This window comes from Eubacterium sp. Marseille-QA0814, from assembly GCF_965119675.1.
Lineage (GTDB): Bacteria > Bacillota > Clostridia > Lachnospirales > Lachnospiraceae > Eubacterium_G.
Map to the genome: position 1 here is coordinate 2459003 of NZ_CBCPMG010000001.1, position 16912 is coordinate 2475914.

Annotated in this window: 15 protein-coding genes; 14 read left to right on the top strand and 1 reads right to left on the bottom strand. The window is 33.3% G+C overall.

Annotated elements, in window-relative coordinates:
- Window positions 1-41: 41 nt before the first annotated feature.
- From ACQY63_RS11295 to ACQY63_RS11335, 9 genes are all read left to right on the top strand, one after another.
- Window positions 42-881, top strand: coding sequence for a transketolase (locus ACQY63_RS11295; RefSeq protein ID WP_302690383.1), 840 nt, complete (start codon window positions 42-44; stop codon window positions 879-881).
- Window positions 869-1807 carry a transketolase family protein gene (locus tag ACQY63_RS11300; RefSeq protein WP_022164845.1) on the top strand — a complete coding sequence of 313 codons (939 nt, stop codon included), beginning with the start codon at window positions 869-871 and terminating at the stop codon, window positions 1805-1807. Before ACQY63_RS11295 ends, ACQY63_RS11300 begins: the two co-directional genes overlap by 13 nt.
- 395 nt (window positions 1808-2202) lie before the next feature.
- Window positions 2203-3942 carry an ammonium transporter gene (locus ACQY63_RS11305; protein ID WP_022164844.1) on the top strand — a complete coding sequence of 580 codons (1740 nt, stop codon included), beginning with the start codon at window positions 2203-2205 and terminating at the stop codon, window positions 3940-3942.
- 541 nt (window positions 3943-4483) lie between these two features.
- Entirely contained in the window at window positions 4484-5776 is a 1293-nt protein-coding gene (locus tag ACQY63_RS11310; RefSeq protein WP_022164843.1) for an ABC transporter substrate-binding protein, read from the top strand.
- Between the two features lie 168 nt (window positions 5777-5944).
- Entirely contained in the window at window positions 5945-6871 is a 927-nt protein-coding gene (locus tag ACQY63_RS11315) for a carbohydrate ABC transporter permease (protein WP_022164842.1), read from the top strand.
- Window positions 6871-7791: a carbohydrate ABC transporter permease gene (locus ACQY63_RS11320; RefSeq protein WP_428245241.1), complete on the top strand. Its 921-nt coding sequence runs from the start codon at window positions 6871-6873 to the stop codon at window positions 7789-7791. Before ACQY63_RS11315 ends, ACQY63_RS11320 begins: the two co-directional genes overlap by 1 nt.
- A 20-nt stretch (window positions 7792-7811) precedes the next feature.
- On the top strand, window positions 7812-9302 hold the full coding sequence (gene malQ, locus ACQY63_RS11325; protein ID WP_022164840.1) for a 4-alpha-glucanotransferase: 1491 nt from the start codon (window positions 7812-7814) through the stop codon (window positions 9300-9302).
- Window positions 9303-9445: 143 nt separating this feature from the next.
- Complete coding sequence (locus ACQY63_RS11330) at window positions 9446-10474, top strand: LacI family DNA-binding transcriptional regulator (RefSeq protein WP_022164839.1); 1029 nt, start codon at window positions 9446-9448, stop codon at window positions 10472-10474.
- A gap of 12 nt (window positions 10475-10486) precedes the next feature.
- Complete coding sequence (locus tag ACQY63_RS11335) at window positions 10487-11101, top strand: YesL family protein (RefSeq protein ID WP_022164838.1); 615 nt, start codon at window positions 10487-10489, stop codon at window positions 11099-11101.
- Window positions 11102-11263: 162 nt separating this feature from the next.
- On the opposite strand, the gene ACQY63_RS11340 is transcribed toward ACQY63_RS11335, so the two are convergent.
- A complete protein-coding gene (locus tag ACQY63_RS11340; protein ID WP_022164837.1) occupies window positions 11264-12250 on the bottom strand; it encodes a sigma-70 family RNA polymerase sigma factor in 987 nt (328 codons plus the stop codon).
- A 128-nt stretch (window positions 12251-12378) separates the two neighbouring features.
- On the opposite strand from ACQY63_RS11340, the gene ACQY63_RS11345 reads away from it, so the two are divergent.
- The 5 genes from ACQY63_RS11345 to ACQY63_RS11365 all read left to right on the top strand — a co-directional run bounded on the left by ACQY63_RS11345 (window position 12379) and on the right by ACQY63_RS11365 (window position 16779).
- Complete coding sequence (locus ACQY63_RS11345; protein ID WP_022164836.1) at window positions 12379-13518, top strand: hypothetical protein; 1140 nt, start codon at window positions 12379-12381, stop codon at window positions 13516-13518.
- 165 nt (window positions 13519-13683) lie between these two features.
- Window positions 13684-14274 (top strand): flavin reductase family protein, encoded by a 591-nt coding sequence (locus tag ACQY63_RS11350; RefSeq protein ID WP_022164835.1) that lies wholly within the window; start codon window positions 13684-13686, stop codon window positions 14272-14274.
- Window positions 14275-14354: 80 nt separating this feature from the next.
- Window positions 14355-15596: a Y-family DNA polymerase gene (locus ACQY63_RS11355; protein WP_412622012.1), complete on the top strand. Its 1242-nt coding sequence runs from the start codon at window positions 14355-14357 to the stop codon at window positions 15594-15596.
- Window positions 15597-15622: 26 nt separating this feature from the next.
- Window positions 15623-16126, top strand: coding sequence for a shikimate kinase (locus ACQY63_RS11360; RefSeq protein WP_022164833.1), 504 nt, complete (start codon window positions 15623-15625; stop codon window positions 16124-16126).
- Between the two features lie 71 nt (window positions 16127-16197).
- Window positions 16198-16779, top strand: coding sequence for a M23 family metallopeptidase (locus tag ACQY63_RS11365; protein WP_428245242.1), 582 nt, complete (start codon window positions 16198-16200; stop codon window positions 16777-16779).
- The last annotated feature ends 133 nt before the right edge of the window (window positions 16780-16912 follow it).

Below are 16912 nucleotides of genomic sequence, written 5' to 3' on the forward strand. Positions count from 1 at the left end.
TCAGACATATAAAATTTTCATATTTAAGAAAGGAAGTAACAATGGAAAATTTACAGCTTGCAAAAATTGCAAATGAAGTGAGAAAGAATGTTGTGACAGCATTACACAGTGCAAAGTCAGGACATCCAGGTGGATCATTATCAGCAGCAGACATGCTTACATTTCTTTATTTTGAAGAAATGAATGGTCTTGATCCAAAAAATCCAAACAAACCGGATAGAGACAGATTTGTTTTATCAAAAGGACATGCAGCACCGGGATTATATGGTGTATTAGCAGAAAAAGGATTTATTCCAAAGGAAGATTTAACAACTTTAAGAAAGATTGACTCATATTTGCAGGGACATCCTGATATGAAGCACACACCTGGAGTTGATATGTCAGCAGGTTCTCTTGGACAGGGAATTTCAGCAGCAGTAGGTATGGCACTTGCCGGAAAGATGGATAACAGTGACTATCGTGTTTATGCAATGCTAGGTGATGGAGAAATCGAAGAAGGACAGGTTTGGGAAGCAGCAATGTTTGCAGGTCACAGAAAATTAGATAACATGGTATTTATTGTGGATAACAATAATTTGCAGATTGATGGAACAGTTGAGGATGTATGCTCACCTTATCCGATTGATGAAAAATTTAAGGCATTCAATTTCCATGTAGTTACAATTAACGGACATGACTTTGACCAAATCAGAAGGGCTTTAAATGAAGCAAAAGAAACAAAGGGTATGCCAACAGCAATCGTTATGAATACTGTAAAAGGAAAAGGTGTATCTTTTATGGAAAATAAAGTAAATTGGCATGGTGCAGCTCCTAATGATGAGCAGTACAAAGTGGCAATGGAAGATTTAAAGAAAGTAGGTGAAGCATTATGTCAGAAGTAAAGAAAATCGCAACAAGAGAAAGCTATGGTAATGCTTTAGTAGAACTTGCCAAAGAGCATGATGATATTGTAGTTCTTGATGCTGACTTAGCGGAAGCTACAAAAACAAGTATTTTCAAAAAAGCTTATCCTGAAAGACACATTGACTGTGGTATTGCAGAAGCAAATATGATGGGTATTGCAGCAGGTTTATCAACTTGCGGAAAAGTACCATTTGCAAGTACATTTGCAATGTTTGCAGCAGGAAGAGCATATGAGCAGGTAAGAAACTCAATTGGTTATACACACTTAAATGTGAAAATTGGAGCTACACATGCAGGTATTTCTGTAGGAGAAGATGGAGCTACACATCAGTGCAACGAAGATATTGCACTTATGAGAACAATTCCAGGCATGACAGTAATTTGTCCATGTGATGATATTGAAACAAAGGCGGCTGTAAAAGCGGCTTATGAAATGGATGGCCCTGTATATTTAAGACTTGGAAGATTAGCAGCACCTGTTATTAACAAGGAAGACTACAAGTTTGAAATTGGAAAAGGTGTAAAAATGAGAGAAGGTAGCGATGTAACTATTGTTGCCACAGGTCTTATGGTTGGCTATGCATTAGAGGCAGCAGAAAAACTTGCAGCAGATGGAATCAATGCAGAAGTAATCAACATTCATACAATCAAACCTTTAGATGAAGATATTATTGTTGAATCAGCTAAGAAAACAGGAAAAGTAGTTACAGTTGAAGAACATTCTGTAATTGGTGGACTTGGAAGCGCTGTATGTGATGCATTAAGCAGTAAATTACCTACAAAAGTAACAAAATTAGGTGTACAGGATGTTTTCGGACATTCAGGTCCTGCAGTAGAATTACTTAAAGAATTTAAGCTAGATGGAGAAGGAATTTACCAGCAGGTAAAGGAAACTTTAGCATAATTTCAAATAGAGCATAGTTATAAAAAGATTCTTATGAAGAAATAGGAAATATAATTCCCAAACTTAAAGTTAGAAAGAACTAAACTAATAAAATAAAACAAATGGTTAAATACTTAAAACAATGTCTTAATAATTTTAGTTAAGACAGGTTTACTGTTGCAAAACAAAAAACAGATGTTATAATAGCCATTGTTAAACGAAATGCAAGGGAGCAGACGTAAAGGTCTAGCTCCCTTTTTCTTTTGTTTTTAGGAGAATAAAAGAATTTCGTAAGAAGGAAAACATACCCCTTTAAAATGTTTCCCCACAAGAGAAATCTTGTGATGAACATTTGAAAAAAGTCAATTCAAATGTTTAAGAGAAAAAATATGACTGAAAGAATGGAGGAAAAAATTATGGACGCAAAAGAAATTATTCAGGCAGCTACAGACAGTAGTTTTGCAATCTGGTTCTTAATTGGTGCTGGCTTAGTATTCTTTATGCAGGCAGGATTTGCAATGGTTGAAACAGGATTTACCAGAGCAAAGAACGCTGGTAACATCATTATGAAGAACCTTATGGACTTTTGTATTGGTACTATTATGTACATTGTATTAGGATTTGGACTTATGATGTCAGAGGATTATGTAATGGGTGTTATTGGTATTCCAAATCTTGATATTTTCACAAACTACAGTAACTTCAACTGGTCACAGTTTGTATTCCAGTTAGTGTTCTGTGCAACAGCAGCAACAATTGTTTCAGGAGCTATGGCTGAAAGAACAAAGTTCAGTGCCTACTGTATTTATTCAGGAGCAATCAGTTTAATAGTATATCCTATTGAAGCAGGTTGGGTTTGGAACCTTGGTGGACATGGTTGGTTACAGCAGTTAAATTTCGTAGATTTCGCCGGTTCAGCAGTAATTCACTCAGTTGGTGGTATGGCAGCTTTAGTTGGTGCAATTATTGTAGGTCCTCGTATTGGTAAATATACAAAGAGATCAAATGGAAAAATCAGATCAAATGCTATTGCCGGTCATTCAATTACACTTGGTGCTTTAGGATGTTTCATTCTTTGGTTTGGCTGGTACGGATTCAACGGTGCAGCAGCAACAAATGTTGACAGTTTAGCTTCAATCTTTATGAATACAACAATTGCTCCTGCAACAGCAACAGTAGTATGTATGATTTTTACATGGATTAAAGATGGTAAGCCTGATGTAGGCATGTGCTTAAATGCTTCACTGGCAGGTTTAGTAGCAATTACAGCAGGTTGTGCTTCAGTAGATACAATTGGCGCATTAATCATTGGTGCTGTAGCAGGTATTTTAGTAGATGTAGTTGTAGAAGTTTTAGACAAGAAATTCCACATTGATGATCCTGTTGGTGCAGTTGGTGTTCACTTGGCAAATGGTGTTTGGGGAACAATCGCAGTTGGTTTATTTGCAACAGGAAAAGGTGATACAGTACAGGCATTTGCAGATGGTTCAGCATACGCAGGTTTATTCTACGGTGGTGGAGCAAAATTATTAGGAATTCAGATTTTAGGTATTGTGGCAATTGATGTATATGCAGCGATTATGATGACAATCGTATTCCAGTTAATTAAACATACAATTGGACTTAGAACAACAGCAGAAGAAGAAATTATTGGTATGGATATTTCAGAACATGGTCTTGCATCAGCATACGCAGACTTCCTTCCAGCAGCACCATCATATGCAGGTGAAAGTGAAGGGGCAGTTGATTTATCAGATGTTAAACCTACACCACTTACATTAGGTGATAAGTCAGAAGGCAGATATACTAAGATTTCTATTATATGTCCTGAAGAACGATTTGGAGTTCTTAGAGATACAATGAATGCCATTGGAGTAATGGGTATGACAGTATCTCAGGTAATGGGTTGTGGAGCTGAAAAAGGTAAGACAGGTAGATATAGAGGTGTGTCAACAACAATGAACCTTTATAAGAAAGTTCAGGTTGATATAGTTGTATCAACGGTTGATCCGGGACTTGTAGTTGCAGCAGCAAGAAAAGCTCTTAATACAGAACACTATGGCGATGGTAAGATTTTCGTTACTAGTGTCGAAGATGTAATGAGAGTTCGTACAGGTGATACAGGATATGATGCATTGAAATATGATGAAAAATAATTAACAGTAATTAACAATTATTTATTAAAAAGATATTTTAGAACTCTGTTCTTAAATATATATTTTACTTAATCTCATTAAAGGGCCGGTACTTAAGTACCGGCTCATTTTTTTGGGGCAATGAGAAATTTGGAAAGAATTTCTCATTGTCCAAAAAACGTTCCACTAGGGATGCACACTAGTGCGAAAAGAAAATAGTTACGGACGGGTACCCATTGGGTGTGAAAGAATGTCATAAGTAACAGGCTTTCAAAAATAGAAAATTCTTTCAGAAGATTCATTGCATAAAAAAAATAAAACTATAGTAAATAGATAAAAAACGCATAAAAACGTTACAGTATATGTGCAAAATGCACAAAAAGATAAGCTTTTATTGTATAAAAGGTCGAAATGTGTTCTATTTGTGAAAATATTATTGAAAACGTTTCCGAAAAGTGTTACTATCAGTTCATAGGAAACGTTTCCAAAGAAAGTGAGTACCACACTTGAAATGGAAATATCGGATAACCTAAGTTATTTTTTTAGAAAAGGAGACAAAGATATGCGTAAGAAATTATTAAGTGTAGCATTGTGTGCAACAATGGTAGCAGGATTATTAGCAGGATGTGGAAGCAGTTCTAAGAGCGATAAATCAAGCTCAGAAAAAGGATCAGTTTATTGGTTAAACTTTAAACCGGAAGCTGATGAGGCTTTACAGAGTATAGCCAAGACATATCAGAAGGAAAAAGGAGTTAAGGTAAAGGTTGTTACAGCAGCTTCAGGAAACTATAACTCAACATTAACTTCTGAAATGGGAAAATCAGCAGCACCTACATTATTTGTAGTTGGTAACCAGGCAGCAGTTAAGACTTGGGATGATTATTGCTTAGATCTTAAGGGTACAGATATTTACAAGGAATTAAGTACAGATTCATTTAACTTGAAAGATGACAAAGGCAAAGTTGCATCAATCGGTTATTGCTATGAAAGTTATGGATTAATTGTAAATAAGAAATTACTTAAGAAGGCAGGATATGAAGTTTCAGACATTAAGAACTTTGATACATTAAAGTCAGTTGCTGAAGATATTCATAAGAGAGCTGACAAACTTGGATTTGATGCATTTACATCATCAGGAATGGATGATGCATCATCATGGAGATTTACAGGACACTTAGCAAATATGCCATTATTCTATGAAGGAAGAGATGATGGATGGAAAGAAGCTCCTGCAACAATTAAAGGAACATATTTAGATAACTTCAAAAAAACATGGGATTTATACATTAACAACAGCAAATACGATAAGAACACTTTAGCAACAGGTGGTTATGATGCAGAAGCAGAATTCAAGAATGGTGAAGCAGTATTCTACCAGAATGGTACATGGGAATATGATGCTTTAAAAAAATCAATTTCAGATGATGATATGCAGATGATTCCAATTTACTGTGGAGTTGATGGTGAAGAAAAAGCAGGCCTTTGCTCAGGAACAGAAAACTGCTGGGCAGTTAATGCAAAAGCTTCAAAAGCTGATCAGAAGGCAACACTTGATTTTATGAAATGGTTAGTAACTTCAGATGAAGGTACAAAAGTTATGGCTGAACAGTTTGGCGCTATTCCATATAAGAAAGCAGCAGACAGTGGAAATGTATTCTTAAAGAATGCAAACGACTTATTTGATGCAGGAAATTACAATGTTGACTGGACATTTAACTACACACCAAATGTAGATGAATGGAGAGCAAGCCTTGTAGCAGCAATGAACAAATATGATGCAGGCGGTTCATGGGATGATGTTAAAACAGCATTTGTAGAAGGCTGGGCTACACAATATAAGGCAGCTAACAAATAAATTAGCCAATAAATAAATTATGTAACAATGAATTATAATTATTGATTGGACAATAATTATTAACTAAATAATAGTTATTAATTTCTATAGAAAATAAATATAGAAACTTGATATTTAGGGGGCGGGCATAGCCCGCCCCTTCTTATTAGAAATAAGGAGGAGATTGCTGTGAAAGGAAAAAAGAAAAAACATAACAGTGGAACATCTGTAAATTCTAAACTTCTTCGCAGACCTATTCAAAGATGCTTTCTTCTATTCTTAGCACCTACTTTTGGAGCTTTTTGTATTGGATTTATTTATCCATTTTTAAGAGGAATTTATTTATCTTTTTGTGAGTTTGTTACAATCGGAGATGCTTCTTTTGTAGGTTTTAGAAATTACATGGATGCATTTAGCGATGCGTCATTTATACATGCATTTTGGTATACAGCATTGTATGCAATAGTATCACTATTTTTGATAAATATACTGGCATTTGCAATAGCATATTTATTAACGTTAGGTATAAAAGGTGCAAACTTATTTAGAACAGCATTTTTCATGCCAAACTTAATTGGTGGTATTGTTCTTGGATATATTTGGAGTATGATTTTCAATGGTGTATTAGGAAAAATGAACACTTCAATATTAATGGAAACGAGATATGGTTTTTGGGGCTTAATCATATTAATGTGCTGGCAGCAGGTTGGATATATGATGATTATCTATATTGCAGGGTTACAGGCAGTTCCCGGAGAATTAATTGAAGCAGCAAAAATCGATGGAGCAAGCAAATGGCAGACATTAACAAGAGTAACAATTCCAAATATTATGCCATCTATTACAATTTGTTTGTTCTTAACAATAACTAATGGATTTAAACTTTTCGACCAAAACTTAGCATTAACAAATGGTCAGCCATTTGAACAGTTAAAGGATGGTTCAGTTGTAAAGACAACAGAAATGTTGGCGCTTAATATTTACAACACATTTTATGGACAGTCACTTACAGGTAAGGGAGTGGCACAGGCGAAAGCCGTTATATTCTTTATTTTAGTTGCAGGAATATCAATTATTCAGCTTAAGGCAACTAGATCAAAGGAGGTGCAGCAATAATGAACAATAAAGAAACAAATAGAAATTTAAAAGATACAAAATTAGTTGCTGCCACAAAGAAGAAAAAATTAAAAGAGAACAATGAAATTCCATTGAAACATGGAAAGCTTTTAATAATATTATCAATTGTAACATTAATTTATGTCAGTCCGATATTTGTTGTTTTAATGAACTCTTTTAAAGCAAATACCTTTGTTAAAACAGATACATTTGCATGGCCTATAGGAAAAGCTTTAGTAGGTTGGGCTAATTACATCAAAGGTTTTACATTTGGAAATTATCCGTTTTTTAAATCAGTATTATACAGTTTTGTAATTACAGTTTTATCAACGGCTTTAATATTAGTTTGTACATCAATGGCAGCATGGTATATTGCCAGAGTTGATAGTATAGTTTGTAAGATTGTTTACTATCTGTTTGTATTCTCAATGGTAGTGCCATTCCAGATGGTAATGTTCACATTGTCAAATACAGCAGATTCATTGGGACTTAACACACCTTGGACAATCCCGGTTATATATTTGGGATTTGGAGCCGGTATGGCGGTGTTTATGTTTACGGGATTCATCAAAGGTTTGCCACTTGAAATCGAGGAGGCAGCAGCAATTGATGGTTGCGGACCTATCAGAACATTTTTCATCGTTATTGTACCAATGTTAAAACCAACATTAATTTCAGTAGGTATTCTTGAGATTATGTGGATATGGAATGATTATCTTCTTCCATATTTAGTTCTTGACTTAGATCGATACAGAACTATTCCAATTCATATTCAATACTTACAGGGAAGTTACGGTTCAGTAGATTTAGGTGCGATAATGGCACTTATTATATTAAGTATTATACCTGTTATATTATTCTATCTCACATGTCAGAAGCATATTATAAAAGGTGTAGCTGCAGGAGCAGTAAAGGGTTAAAGATTATTTAAGGAGGAACTATGAGGGCTAGTGGAATTTTATTACCAATTTCAAGTTTGCCTGGAAAGTATGGTATAGGAAGCTTTTCAAAAGAAGCATATGAATTTGTGGATTTTCTAAAAGAAGCTGACCAGAAATACTGGCAGATATTGCCTATAGGACCTACAAGCTACGGAGATTCACCTTATCAGTCTTTTTCAACATACGCGGGAAATCCTTATTTTATTAGTTTAGAAGACTTAATAGAGCAGGGACTTCTAACAGAAAAAGAATGTGATAAAGTGGATTTCGGTAGCAAAACAGATAAAGTAGATTATGAGAAATTGTATAATGGCAGATTTGAACTTTTAAAAACTGCTTATGAAAAAAGTGATATAAGCGAACGTGAAGAGTTTAAAAGATTTAAAGCTGAAAACGCTTATTGGTTAAAAGATTATGCAATGTTCATGGCTATTAAGGAAAGGTTTAATGGGCAGAGTTTTGACCATTGGGCAGAGGACATAAAACTCAGATGGGAATATTCCATGGAATATTACGAAAGTGAATTAGCTGATGAAATTACTTTTTATGAGTTTATTCAATATGAGTTTTACAGACAATGGTACAAACTGAAAAAATATGCAAACGATAATGGAATAAAAATTATTGGTGATATTCCAATATACGTTGCATATGATAGTGCTGATGTGTGGGCACATCCTGAATTATTCCAAATAGATGATGAGAGAAATCCAATTGCAGTTGCAGGATGTCCACCGGATGGATTTTCAGCAACAGGACAGCTTTGGGGAAATCCATTATACAAATGGGATTATCACAAATACACTAATTATGACTGGTGGATAAAGAGAATAGAGAGAAGTGTGAAATTATATGATGTTGTAAGAATTGATCACTTTAGAGGTTTTGATGAATACTATTCAATACCGGCAAAGGACAAAGATGCTACAGGTGGGCATTGGGAAAAAGGCCCGGGTATAGATTTGTTCAATGGAATTAAATATTGTTTGGGAGATATTAATATTATTGCTGAGGATTTAGGTTATATAACTGACACAGTAAGACAGTTAGTTAAAGACTCAGGTTTCCCGAATATGAAGGTATTAGAATTCGCTTTTGATAGTAGGGACTCATCAGGACCAAGAGATTATTTGCCATATAATTATGATAAGAATTGTGTAGTTTATACAGGCACCCACGATAATGAAACATTAAAGGGTTGGCTTGATGATATTGAACCTGAAGAAGTACAAATGATAGAAGAATACATAGGAAGAAAAGTTGAAACAAAAACACAGTTAGTGGATGAGATTATAAGAATGGCTCAGGCTTCAACTGCAAATACTTGCATAATTCCTATGCAGGACTATTTACATTTAGACAATAAGTCGAGGATGAATACACCATCTACCTTAGGAGACAATTGGAGCTGGCGTTTGAAATCTACACAATTAACAAAAAGATTAAACAACAAAATTAAAAAGTTGACTGTTCTTTATGGCAGAGAATAACAGAATACAGATAATAATTTCTTAAAAGAGCTGCGAAGGGACAACTTTCGCAGCTTTTTGCATAAAGTACAGCTATGTGGTAAAATGCTAAATTGTGGAAGAAATGAAACTTATTAATTTATGCTAAATGAAAGGGGAAAGACATGGCAAATCTTACTATCAAAGACATAGCAAGAATATGTGGGGTTGGAATTAGCACTGTTTCCCGAGCAATTAATGATGACCCGGGAATTAATCAAAATACAAGAAATAGAATACTAAAAGTAATTAAAGAATATAATTATGTTCCAAATAACAGTGCGAGAAATCTAAAAATGACAGAATCAAATACAATAGCATTGTTAATAAAAGGAATTGACAATCAGTTCTTTCAAGGAATGCTTAAGATATTTGAAGAAGAATTGAAGAAGTTAGAATATACATTTTTAATTCATGCGCTTGGAGAAGACCAGGATGATGTAAGTGTAGCTATACAGCTTGCTAAAGAAAAAAGATTAAAAGGCCTTATTTTTCTTGGGGGCCAGATGGATTCTCTAGACAACAGACTGGAAGAAATCGGTGTACCTTATGTTTTGTGTACAGTTGCAGTTAATATGATGGCACCAAAAAGAAATTGTTCATCTGTATCAATTGATGACGAAAAGGAAAGCTATAGAGCAGTTGATTATTTATGTAAAAAAGGCCATAAGAAAATCGCAATGATTTCAGGCAGACGCACTGATCAGGCAGTTGGTGGTCTTCGTTTAAGAGGCTATAAGAGAGCTTTGGAAGACAACGGCATTGAAATAAAAGATGAGTTAATAAGATATATGAAGGATGATATACCGGAATATTCAGTAGCAAATGGTTATGAAGTAACTAAAGAATTGCTTAAATCTAATGTAGACTTCACAGCGCTATATGCAATTTCAGATTTAACAGCTTTTGGGGCGTACAAGGCAATTATGGAAGAAGGTAAAACAATTCCCGGGGATTATTCGGTTTTAGGATTTGACGGCCTTGATATGTCAAGATATTTTCAACCATCATTGTCAACAATGAAACAGCCTTGTGAACAAATGGTTAAGTCGTCAATAAAACTTTTAATGGATGCCATAAATGGAAACGATGAAAAGAAACAACTGATTTTTGAAGCTGAATTATTGGAGAAAGAATCAGTAAAAGAATTGTAAGGAGAAATATTTGTGTTTGGAATTGACAGCAAACTATATGAGTTTTTATCAAAAATAGCAGATTTAATAATAGTAAACCTGCTATTTATTATATGTTCGTTACCTATTGTTACTATAGGAGCGTCAACAACAGCTCTTTATGGAGTAACAAAAAAAATGGCAAGTAACAGTGAAGGCTACATATTTAGGTCATACTTTAAACTGTTCAAGGAAAATTTCAAACAATCAACAATAATGTGGATTATTTTATTGGTGCTTTCATTAATCCCAACAGCCGATTTATATATAATTAATTATATGCCAAAAGGTCTGCTACCTACAGTATTAAGAGGGTTTATGTTAGCAGCAGCTTTAGCAATACTTTTCGTATTTCTTTATGCCATGGCATTACAAAGCACTTTTGAAAACACAGTGAAAAATACATTGAAAAATGCCTTCTTAATGGGAATAGGTCATTTTCCATGGACTTTGTTAATTGTGACCATTACATTACTCCCTATTATTCTACTAGTAACACTAGGAAGCGCAGCATCCTCTGTTATATATGTAATGTCATTTGTTGGATTTTCGGTACTTGCATATTTGAATTCTTTTATATTTAACAGAATATTTAAGAAATATATGTAAAGAATAAAAGGTTGTTACAGTTGAAGGTATATGTCCTGAATTTCAGATACATATCTTCAAAGTTAACAACCTTTTTGCTATTTGATAACCAAATACGTTTATGAAAAAATATAACTCTTTTAAAATAATAAATTACAAAATACTATAAATTACTGTACTGAATTATCTTGTATGTTTTCTCCAGGTTAAAGGATCACTACCACTTGCCGGTTTAGTAATATCCATTGAGTCATCTGTAGAAGCATAGCTTTGTCCCATAAATCCATCTGCAGAAACAGAATTATTATTAATTAAGTCTTCAACGGAAACAGTACCTTCTTTTGCAATTTCTTCAGCTGTTTTGGCATCTGTAATCTGGGTATCCTGATTAACTGATAAAGTATCAAGTGATGTTTTAAGCAATAAAGAAGCCTCATCTTCTGTAATTCCCATTGCATCAGCAAGTTCAGAAATTTCAGGCACACGACCAAGCTCTTTGCTAAGCTTGCTTGTTGTGTTGTCAAGCTGATTTAACTTGTCAGCAAGATGCTGTCCGATTCGATCAGAATTAATCTGACTGTTAATTACGTTGCGGATACCCTGTTCAATGCGTTTATCAATATAATTATTAAAATCACCACATTCCTTAGTGTATTCAGAAACGGCAACCATAAGTTCTAAGTTACCTTCCTGAATTAAGTCACCAAAAGTAACTCCCTTTCCACAATATTTTTTTGCAATATCTGCAACCTTCTTTAGTTTAGACTCTACAAGTGGAGTAGATGCAGATGCATCTCCGGCTATTAGTTTATTTACAAGCGCAGCCTGTTCTACATCTGATACAGTTTGAAGAGCGTCCATATCATCCATATACATTTTTATAAAATCAGTCTCTTCCTGTGACTGCCCATTTTCATCTTTTGCTATGTTTTCTGAGATGGCATTCATTCCATGACTGTCGTCAAAAATATTGTCGTCACTAGGAGTAAAGCCTTTAATTTCTATTTTATTAATTGATAGATAGTCGTATATAAGTTTGTACTGACTGTCATCGTCAATAAGACCATTAAAGAAAGATTTAACATCCTCCATAGTAATTAAATTATCGTGAGCTGTAGCATAAGAAACTAATTTTGCTAAAGCTTCATTAAACATTGTTTTTTTATCCATGTTTTTTATAACCTCGTCTTTAAAATATTACATTATACTTATGTAAATGATACATAAAAGCCTTGCAAAAATCAAGGATAATGGGTAACATTTAAGGTGTATGCCTTGAAGGCAAAAAAGGAGTAAATATGAAAGAATTAATTAATAAAATAAGAAAAAGCAGAATCTTTTCCCTTATATGTATTTTATTGTTTATAAGTATATGTTTTGGGATAGGGGCAGCGGCAGCATATATTAACCATGAATCAGATCCAACAGATGTGGCATCTAATTATTTTAGAGCTTTCGTTGCCATGGATTATAACAAAATGTACAGTTACATAGACAAAGAAGATGCGTATGTGGAAAAAACATTATACACTAAGAAAATGGAAAATTTGAGAAAACAATATACCATTGATTCTTATGATATAAATAAGCCTGAAACAAAAGATGGGCAGAAGTCAGTAACAATTAAATGCAAAAACGACGAAACAGGAAAAACAAAAGATTTTGTAGTAAAAATAACATCCAAAAGAAAAGGTTTAAATATTGTACCTGACTTTTATGTAAACATAGATGATATTTTAACCAACAATTTTCAGGTTACTTTACCGGCAGGTAATGAATTACAGTTAAATGGCATTACAATTACAAACAGCAATGCAAAAGTTTCAAAAAATTCAAGTGGCCAGGAAGTATATCTTTTTAATAAAACTTTAAAAGGAAACTACAAAGCTGTAGCTACAAATGCAATTTACGCTATGGTAAAAACTTTGAATGTAAATAAAGACGATACAAAACTTGATTTGTCAAAGATTCAACCTGTAGCTAATGATAATTACACTAAGATAATTAACAAAAATTGTGATAGTTTTGTAGACCAGTTCTACAAAGCTGTTAGAACAAAAGATAGTAAAAGAAAAGAACTGTTGAAGTTATTTAGCACAAAGAAAACAAAAAATAAAGTTTCATCACTTGTTGACCAATCAATGGAAATCACATATCCATCTGATGACAGAAACGTATCAAAGCTAAAAGTAATTGATATGAAAATTAATAAAAAGGACAGCAAGATCGTTTATAATAAGAAAAACAAAGAGTATACTTTAACTTACAAATATTCTTACAGCTATGTATCATCAACAGACACATCCCTTACAAGCAGTTACATATACAGCATATCAGGTAAATGTGACAGCCAATTAACTGTTGTTTACACAGCTGATAAAAATCAGGTAAAAATAAAGAATATTAAGTTAAAAAATAAGGATAAAAAGAGTCAATAAGATTTAATAAGATTAAAAAAATGAAGGCACAACACAATAAATTTTATTAATGAATAAAGAAAACAATTAATAAATTTATTAAAGAATAAGGAAAAATAAAACAATCTAAGACTAAAAAGAGTCAATAAAGTTTAAGAAAAATAATAAATTTTTAGGGAGAAAAATATGGCAAAGGAAACTTGGAAACCGGGCAATATGTTATACCCACTTCCTGCTGTTTTGGTAACAGTGGCTGACAATAGTGGCAACGAAAATGTATTTACAGTAGCATGGACAGGAACTATATGTACTGATCCGGCAATGGTTTATATTTCAGTAAGACAATCAAGATATTCTTACGATATGATTAAGGAATCAGGTCAGTTTGTAATTAATCTTACAACAGAAAAACTGGCTAAGGCTACAGATTATTGTGGCGTGAAATCAGGTCGTGATGAAAACAAATTTGAAAAAATGAATTTGCAGACTGAAAAGGCTGAGTATGTTAAGGCACCACTTTTAACAGACAGCCCTGTAAATATTGAATGTGAAGTGACAGAAATTAAGCATTTAGGAACTCATGATATATTTATTGCAAAAGTTCTTTGCGTTCATGCGGATAAAGAATATATGGATGAAAAAGGCAAGTTTGATTTGGCAAAAGCAAAGCCTATAGTTTATTCTCATGGTCAATATTACAGCACAGGCAAGAAACTTGGTAAATTTGGATTTGCAGTTAGAAAAACTCAAAAACCAAAAAGAAAGAAAAATAAGTAGACAGCAAATAAGTAGACAGAAAAGAAATAGACAACAAGGAAATATAGACAGTTTAATGAAAAATTATTAATAGGAGAATAGTGTTGAAGCATGATAAGATAATTTTTCATATAGATGTAAATTCAGCGTATTTAAGTTGGACAGCAGTTAAGATGTTAAAGAACGGTTATCCAAAAGACATCCGAAACATTCCCTGTATTATAGGTGGAGATAAGAAGAACCGTCATGGAATTGTTCTTGCAAAATCAATTTCAGCAAAAAAATACGGTATAGTTACAGGAGAACCTGTAGTAAATGCTTTGAAAAAATGCCCCAGTTTGGAAATTGTTCCACCGGAGCATGATTATTATTCTGAACAAAGTCATAAGTTAATGGAACTTTTGAAATCATTTACACCGGATATAGAGCAGGTAAGCGTTGATGAGTGCTATATGGATTATACAGGAATAAGAAACAAATTTTCTAACGAAATAGAAGCTGCATATACAATAAAAAACAAAGTAAAAGAACAATTTGGCTTTACTGTAAATGTAGGAATTTCAGATGTAAAAGTTTTGGCAAAAATGGCATCAGATTTTGAAAAGCCGGATAAGGTACACACTCTTTACAAAGAAGAAATCGAAGAGAAAATGTGGAAGCTTCCTGTGGAAGACTTATTTATGGCAGGAAAATCCAGCGTGAATGTGTTACATAAACTGGGAATTTTTACAATTGGTCAGTTGGCAAAAAGCCCTGTTACCATATTAGATGCTCATTTAAAAAGTCATGGCAGGGTACTGTGGGAATATGCTAACGGAATTGACGAAAGCGTAGTAAATACCAAAAGGGAAGATTTAAAAGGCGTAGGAAATTCCACAACCCTTCCAAAGGATTTAGACAATATTGTTGAAATAAACAGAATTCTTCTAAGACTTTCAGAAAAAGTTTCAGGAAGGTTACGAGAGGGAAAACAAAAGGCAAAAACAGTTGCTGTTGAAATTAAATATAATGACTTTACAAAATGTTCAAAACAAATTACAGTAGATATTGCTACTGACTCCGGAACAGAAATATATAACATTTCAAAAAATCTGTTTAAAGGTTTGTGGAGTGGCAGACCGGTTAGGCTTTTAGGTGTGAGAACAGCTAATTTAATAGAAGAAGACGAGCCGGAACAACTGACTTTTATGGATATTGATTCATGGAACAAAGAAGAAAACAATATATCCAGAGAGAAAATGAAAAAATTGGACAAGGCATTAGATTTAATTAATGCAAAGTATGGAAGCGGTGCTGTCAAAAGGGCAAGCCTGCTTAATGAAAATAGGACAAAAAATAAATAGTATACTTAATGGAAAGGGACATAATTATGAATAAAGAAAACATTGTATTAATAGGAATGCCTGGAGTTGGAAAAAGTACAATAGGAGTAGTGCTTGCAAAGGTTTTAGGTTACAAATTCATAGATGCAGATTTAGTTATTCAAGAACAGACAGGCCGTTTGTTAAAGGATATTATTGCAGAAGAGGGAATTGATGAATTTATCAATATAGAAAACAAGGTTAATGCTTCAATTAACACAGAAAAATCAATTATTGCAACAGGCGGCAGTGTGGTTTATGGAAAAGAAGCAATGGAGCATTTGTCAGAAATAGGAACAGTTATTTATTTAAAACTTGATCTTGATTCACTTTCAAAAAGACTAGGAAGCTTGGAAAAAAGAGGGGTAGTTCTAAAGGACGGACAAACATTAGAAGATTTATTTAATGAAAGAACACCGTTATATGAAAAATATGCGGATATAATAATAAATGAGCATGGATATACAATACAACAGACAGTAAAACTAATTGAAGCAAAATTGGGGGTATAGAAATTAACAGATTTAAACTTTTTAACAGGCAGATGAAAATATTGTTTCTGCCGATTTTATGTGTTTTACTTATGATAGGAATCATAATTTTTGAACAAACTACAATGGAAATATATGCATACGGTTACGTTATTAATAGAAACACAAGAGAAAAAGATTTAAATGAAAAAAAGATTAACCAGAAAATTTATAAAAAGAAAATAAAAAACAAGTCCAACAAAACATCAAAAAAGAATTTAAAAGATAGCACAAATGACAAATTAAAGAAATCATCTGTGCTATTTTTTATAAAACCGGTTAAGGGTGGAATTACATCTTCGTATTTCGGAGACGTTGTTGACAGAAATGCCTGCCACAAAGGACACGACTGGGCAGTTCCCGTTGGAACAAAGGTGTATGGAGCAGAGGCTGGCATTGTAGAACTTGCATATTATAGTGAAAGCTATGGTTATAACGTGTTAATAAAGCATAAAGATAATATGGAAACCAGGTATGCACACATGAGTTCTTTGTGTGTCAAAAAAGGTGACATTGTAAACAAAGGAGAGTTAATAGGCTTTTCAGGAAATACAGGTGACAGCACAGGACCACATTTACATTTTGAAGTAATCAAAGAAGGAATAAAGGTCAATCCTTTGAAATATGTAGAGTAAAACAAAAATGAAACATAGCGCATAGTTTAAACTTAATTTAAGCATGCTGTATAGGTAACATAATTTGCAAAAAAAACATATATATAACAATATATATTATTTAATAGTGAAAATTGATAATAATTGGAAGAAT

Bases quoted from the DNA above. Each gene is read 5' to 3' on its own strand.
- ACQY63_RS11295 (WP_302690383.1), top strand. From the start codon at position 42: ATGGAAAATTTACAGCTTGCAAAAATTGCAAATGAAGTGAGAAAGAAT.
- ACQY63_RS11300 (WP_022164845.1), top strand. From the start codon at position 869: ATGTCAGAAGTAAAGAAAATCGCAACAAGAGAAAGCTATGGTAATGCT.
- ACQY63_RS11305 (WP_022164844.1), top strand. From the start codon at position 2,203: ATGGACGCAAAAGAAATTATTCAGGCAGCTACAGACAGTAGTTTTGCA.
- ACQY63_RS11310 (WP_022164843.1), top strand. From the start codon at position 4,484: ATGCGTAAGAAATTATTAAGTGTAGCATTGTGTGCAACAATGGTAGCA.
- ACQY63_RS11320 (WP_428245241.1), top strand. From the start codon at position 6,871: ATGAACAATAAAGAAACAAATAGAAATTTAAAAGATACAAAATTAGTT.
- malQ (WP_022164840.1), top strand. From the start codon at position 7,812: ATGAGGGCTAGTGGAATTTTATTACCAATTTCAAGTTTGCCTGGAAAG.
- ACQY63_RS11330 (WP_022164839.1), top strand. From the start codon at position 9,446: ATGGCAAATCTTACTATCAAAGACATAGCAAGAATATGTGGGGTTGGA.
- ACQY63_RS11340 (WP_022164837.1), bottom strand. From the start codon at position 12,250: ATGGATAAAAAAACAATGTTTAATGAAGCTTTAGCAAAATTAGTTTCT.
- ACQY63_RS11345 (WP_022164836.1), top strand. From the start codon at position 12,379: ATGAAAGAATTAATTAATAAAATAAGAAAAAGCAGAATCTTTTCCCTT.
- ACQY63_RS11350 (WP_022164835.1), top strand. From the start codon at position 13,684: ATGGCAAAGGAAACTTGGAAACCGGGCAATATGTTATACCCACTTCCT.
- ACQY63_RS11360 (WP_022164833.1), top strand. From the start codon at position 15,623: ATGAATAAAGAAAACATTGTATTAATAGGAATGCCTGGAGTTGGAAAA.
- ACQY63_RS11365 (WP_428245242.1), top strand. From the start codon at position 16,198: ATGATAGGAATCATAATTTTTGAACAAACTACAATGGAAATATATGCA.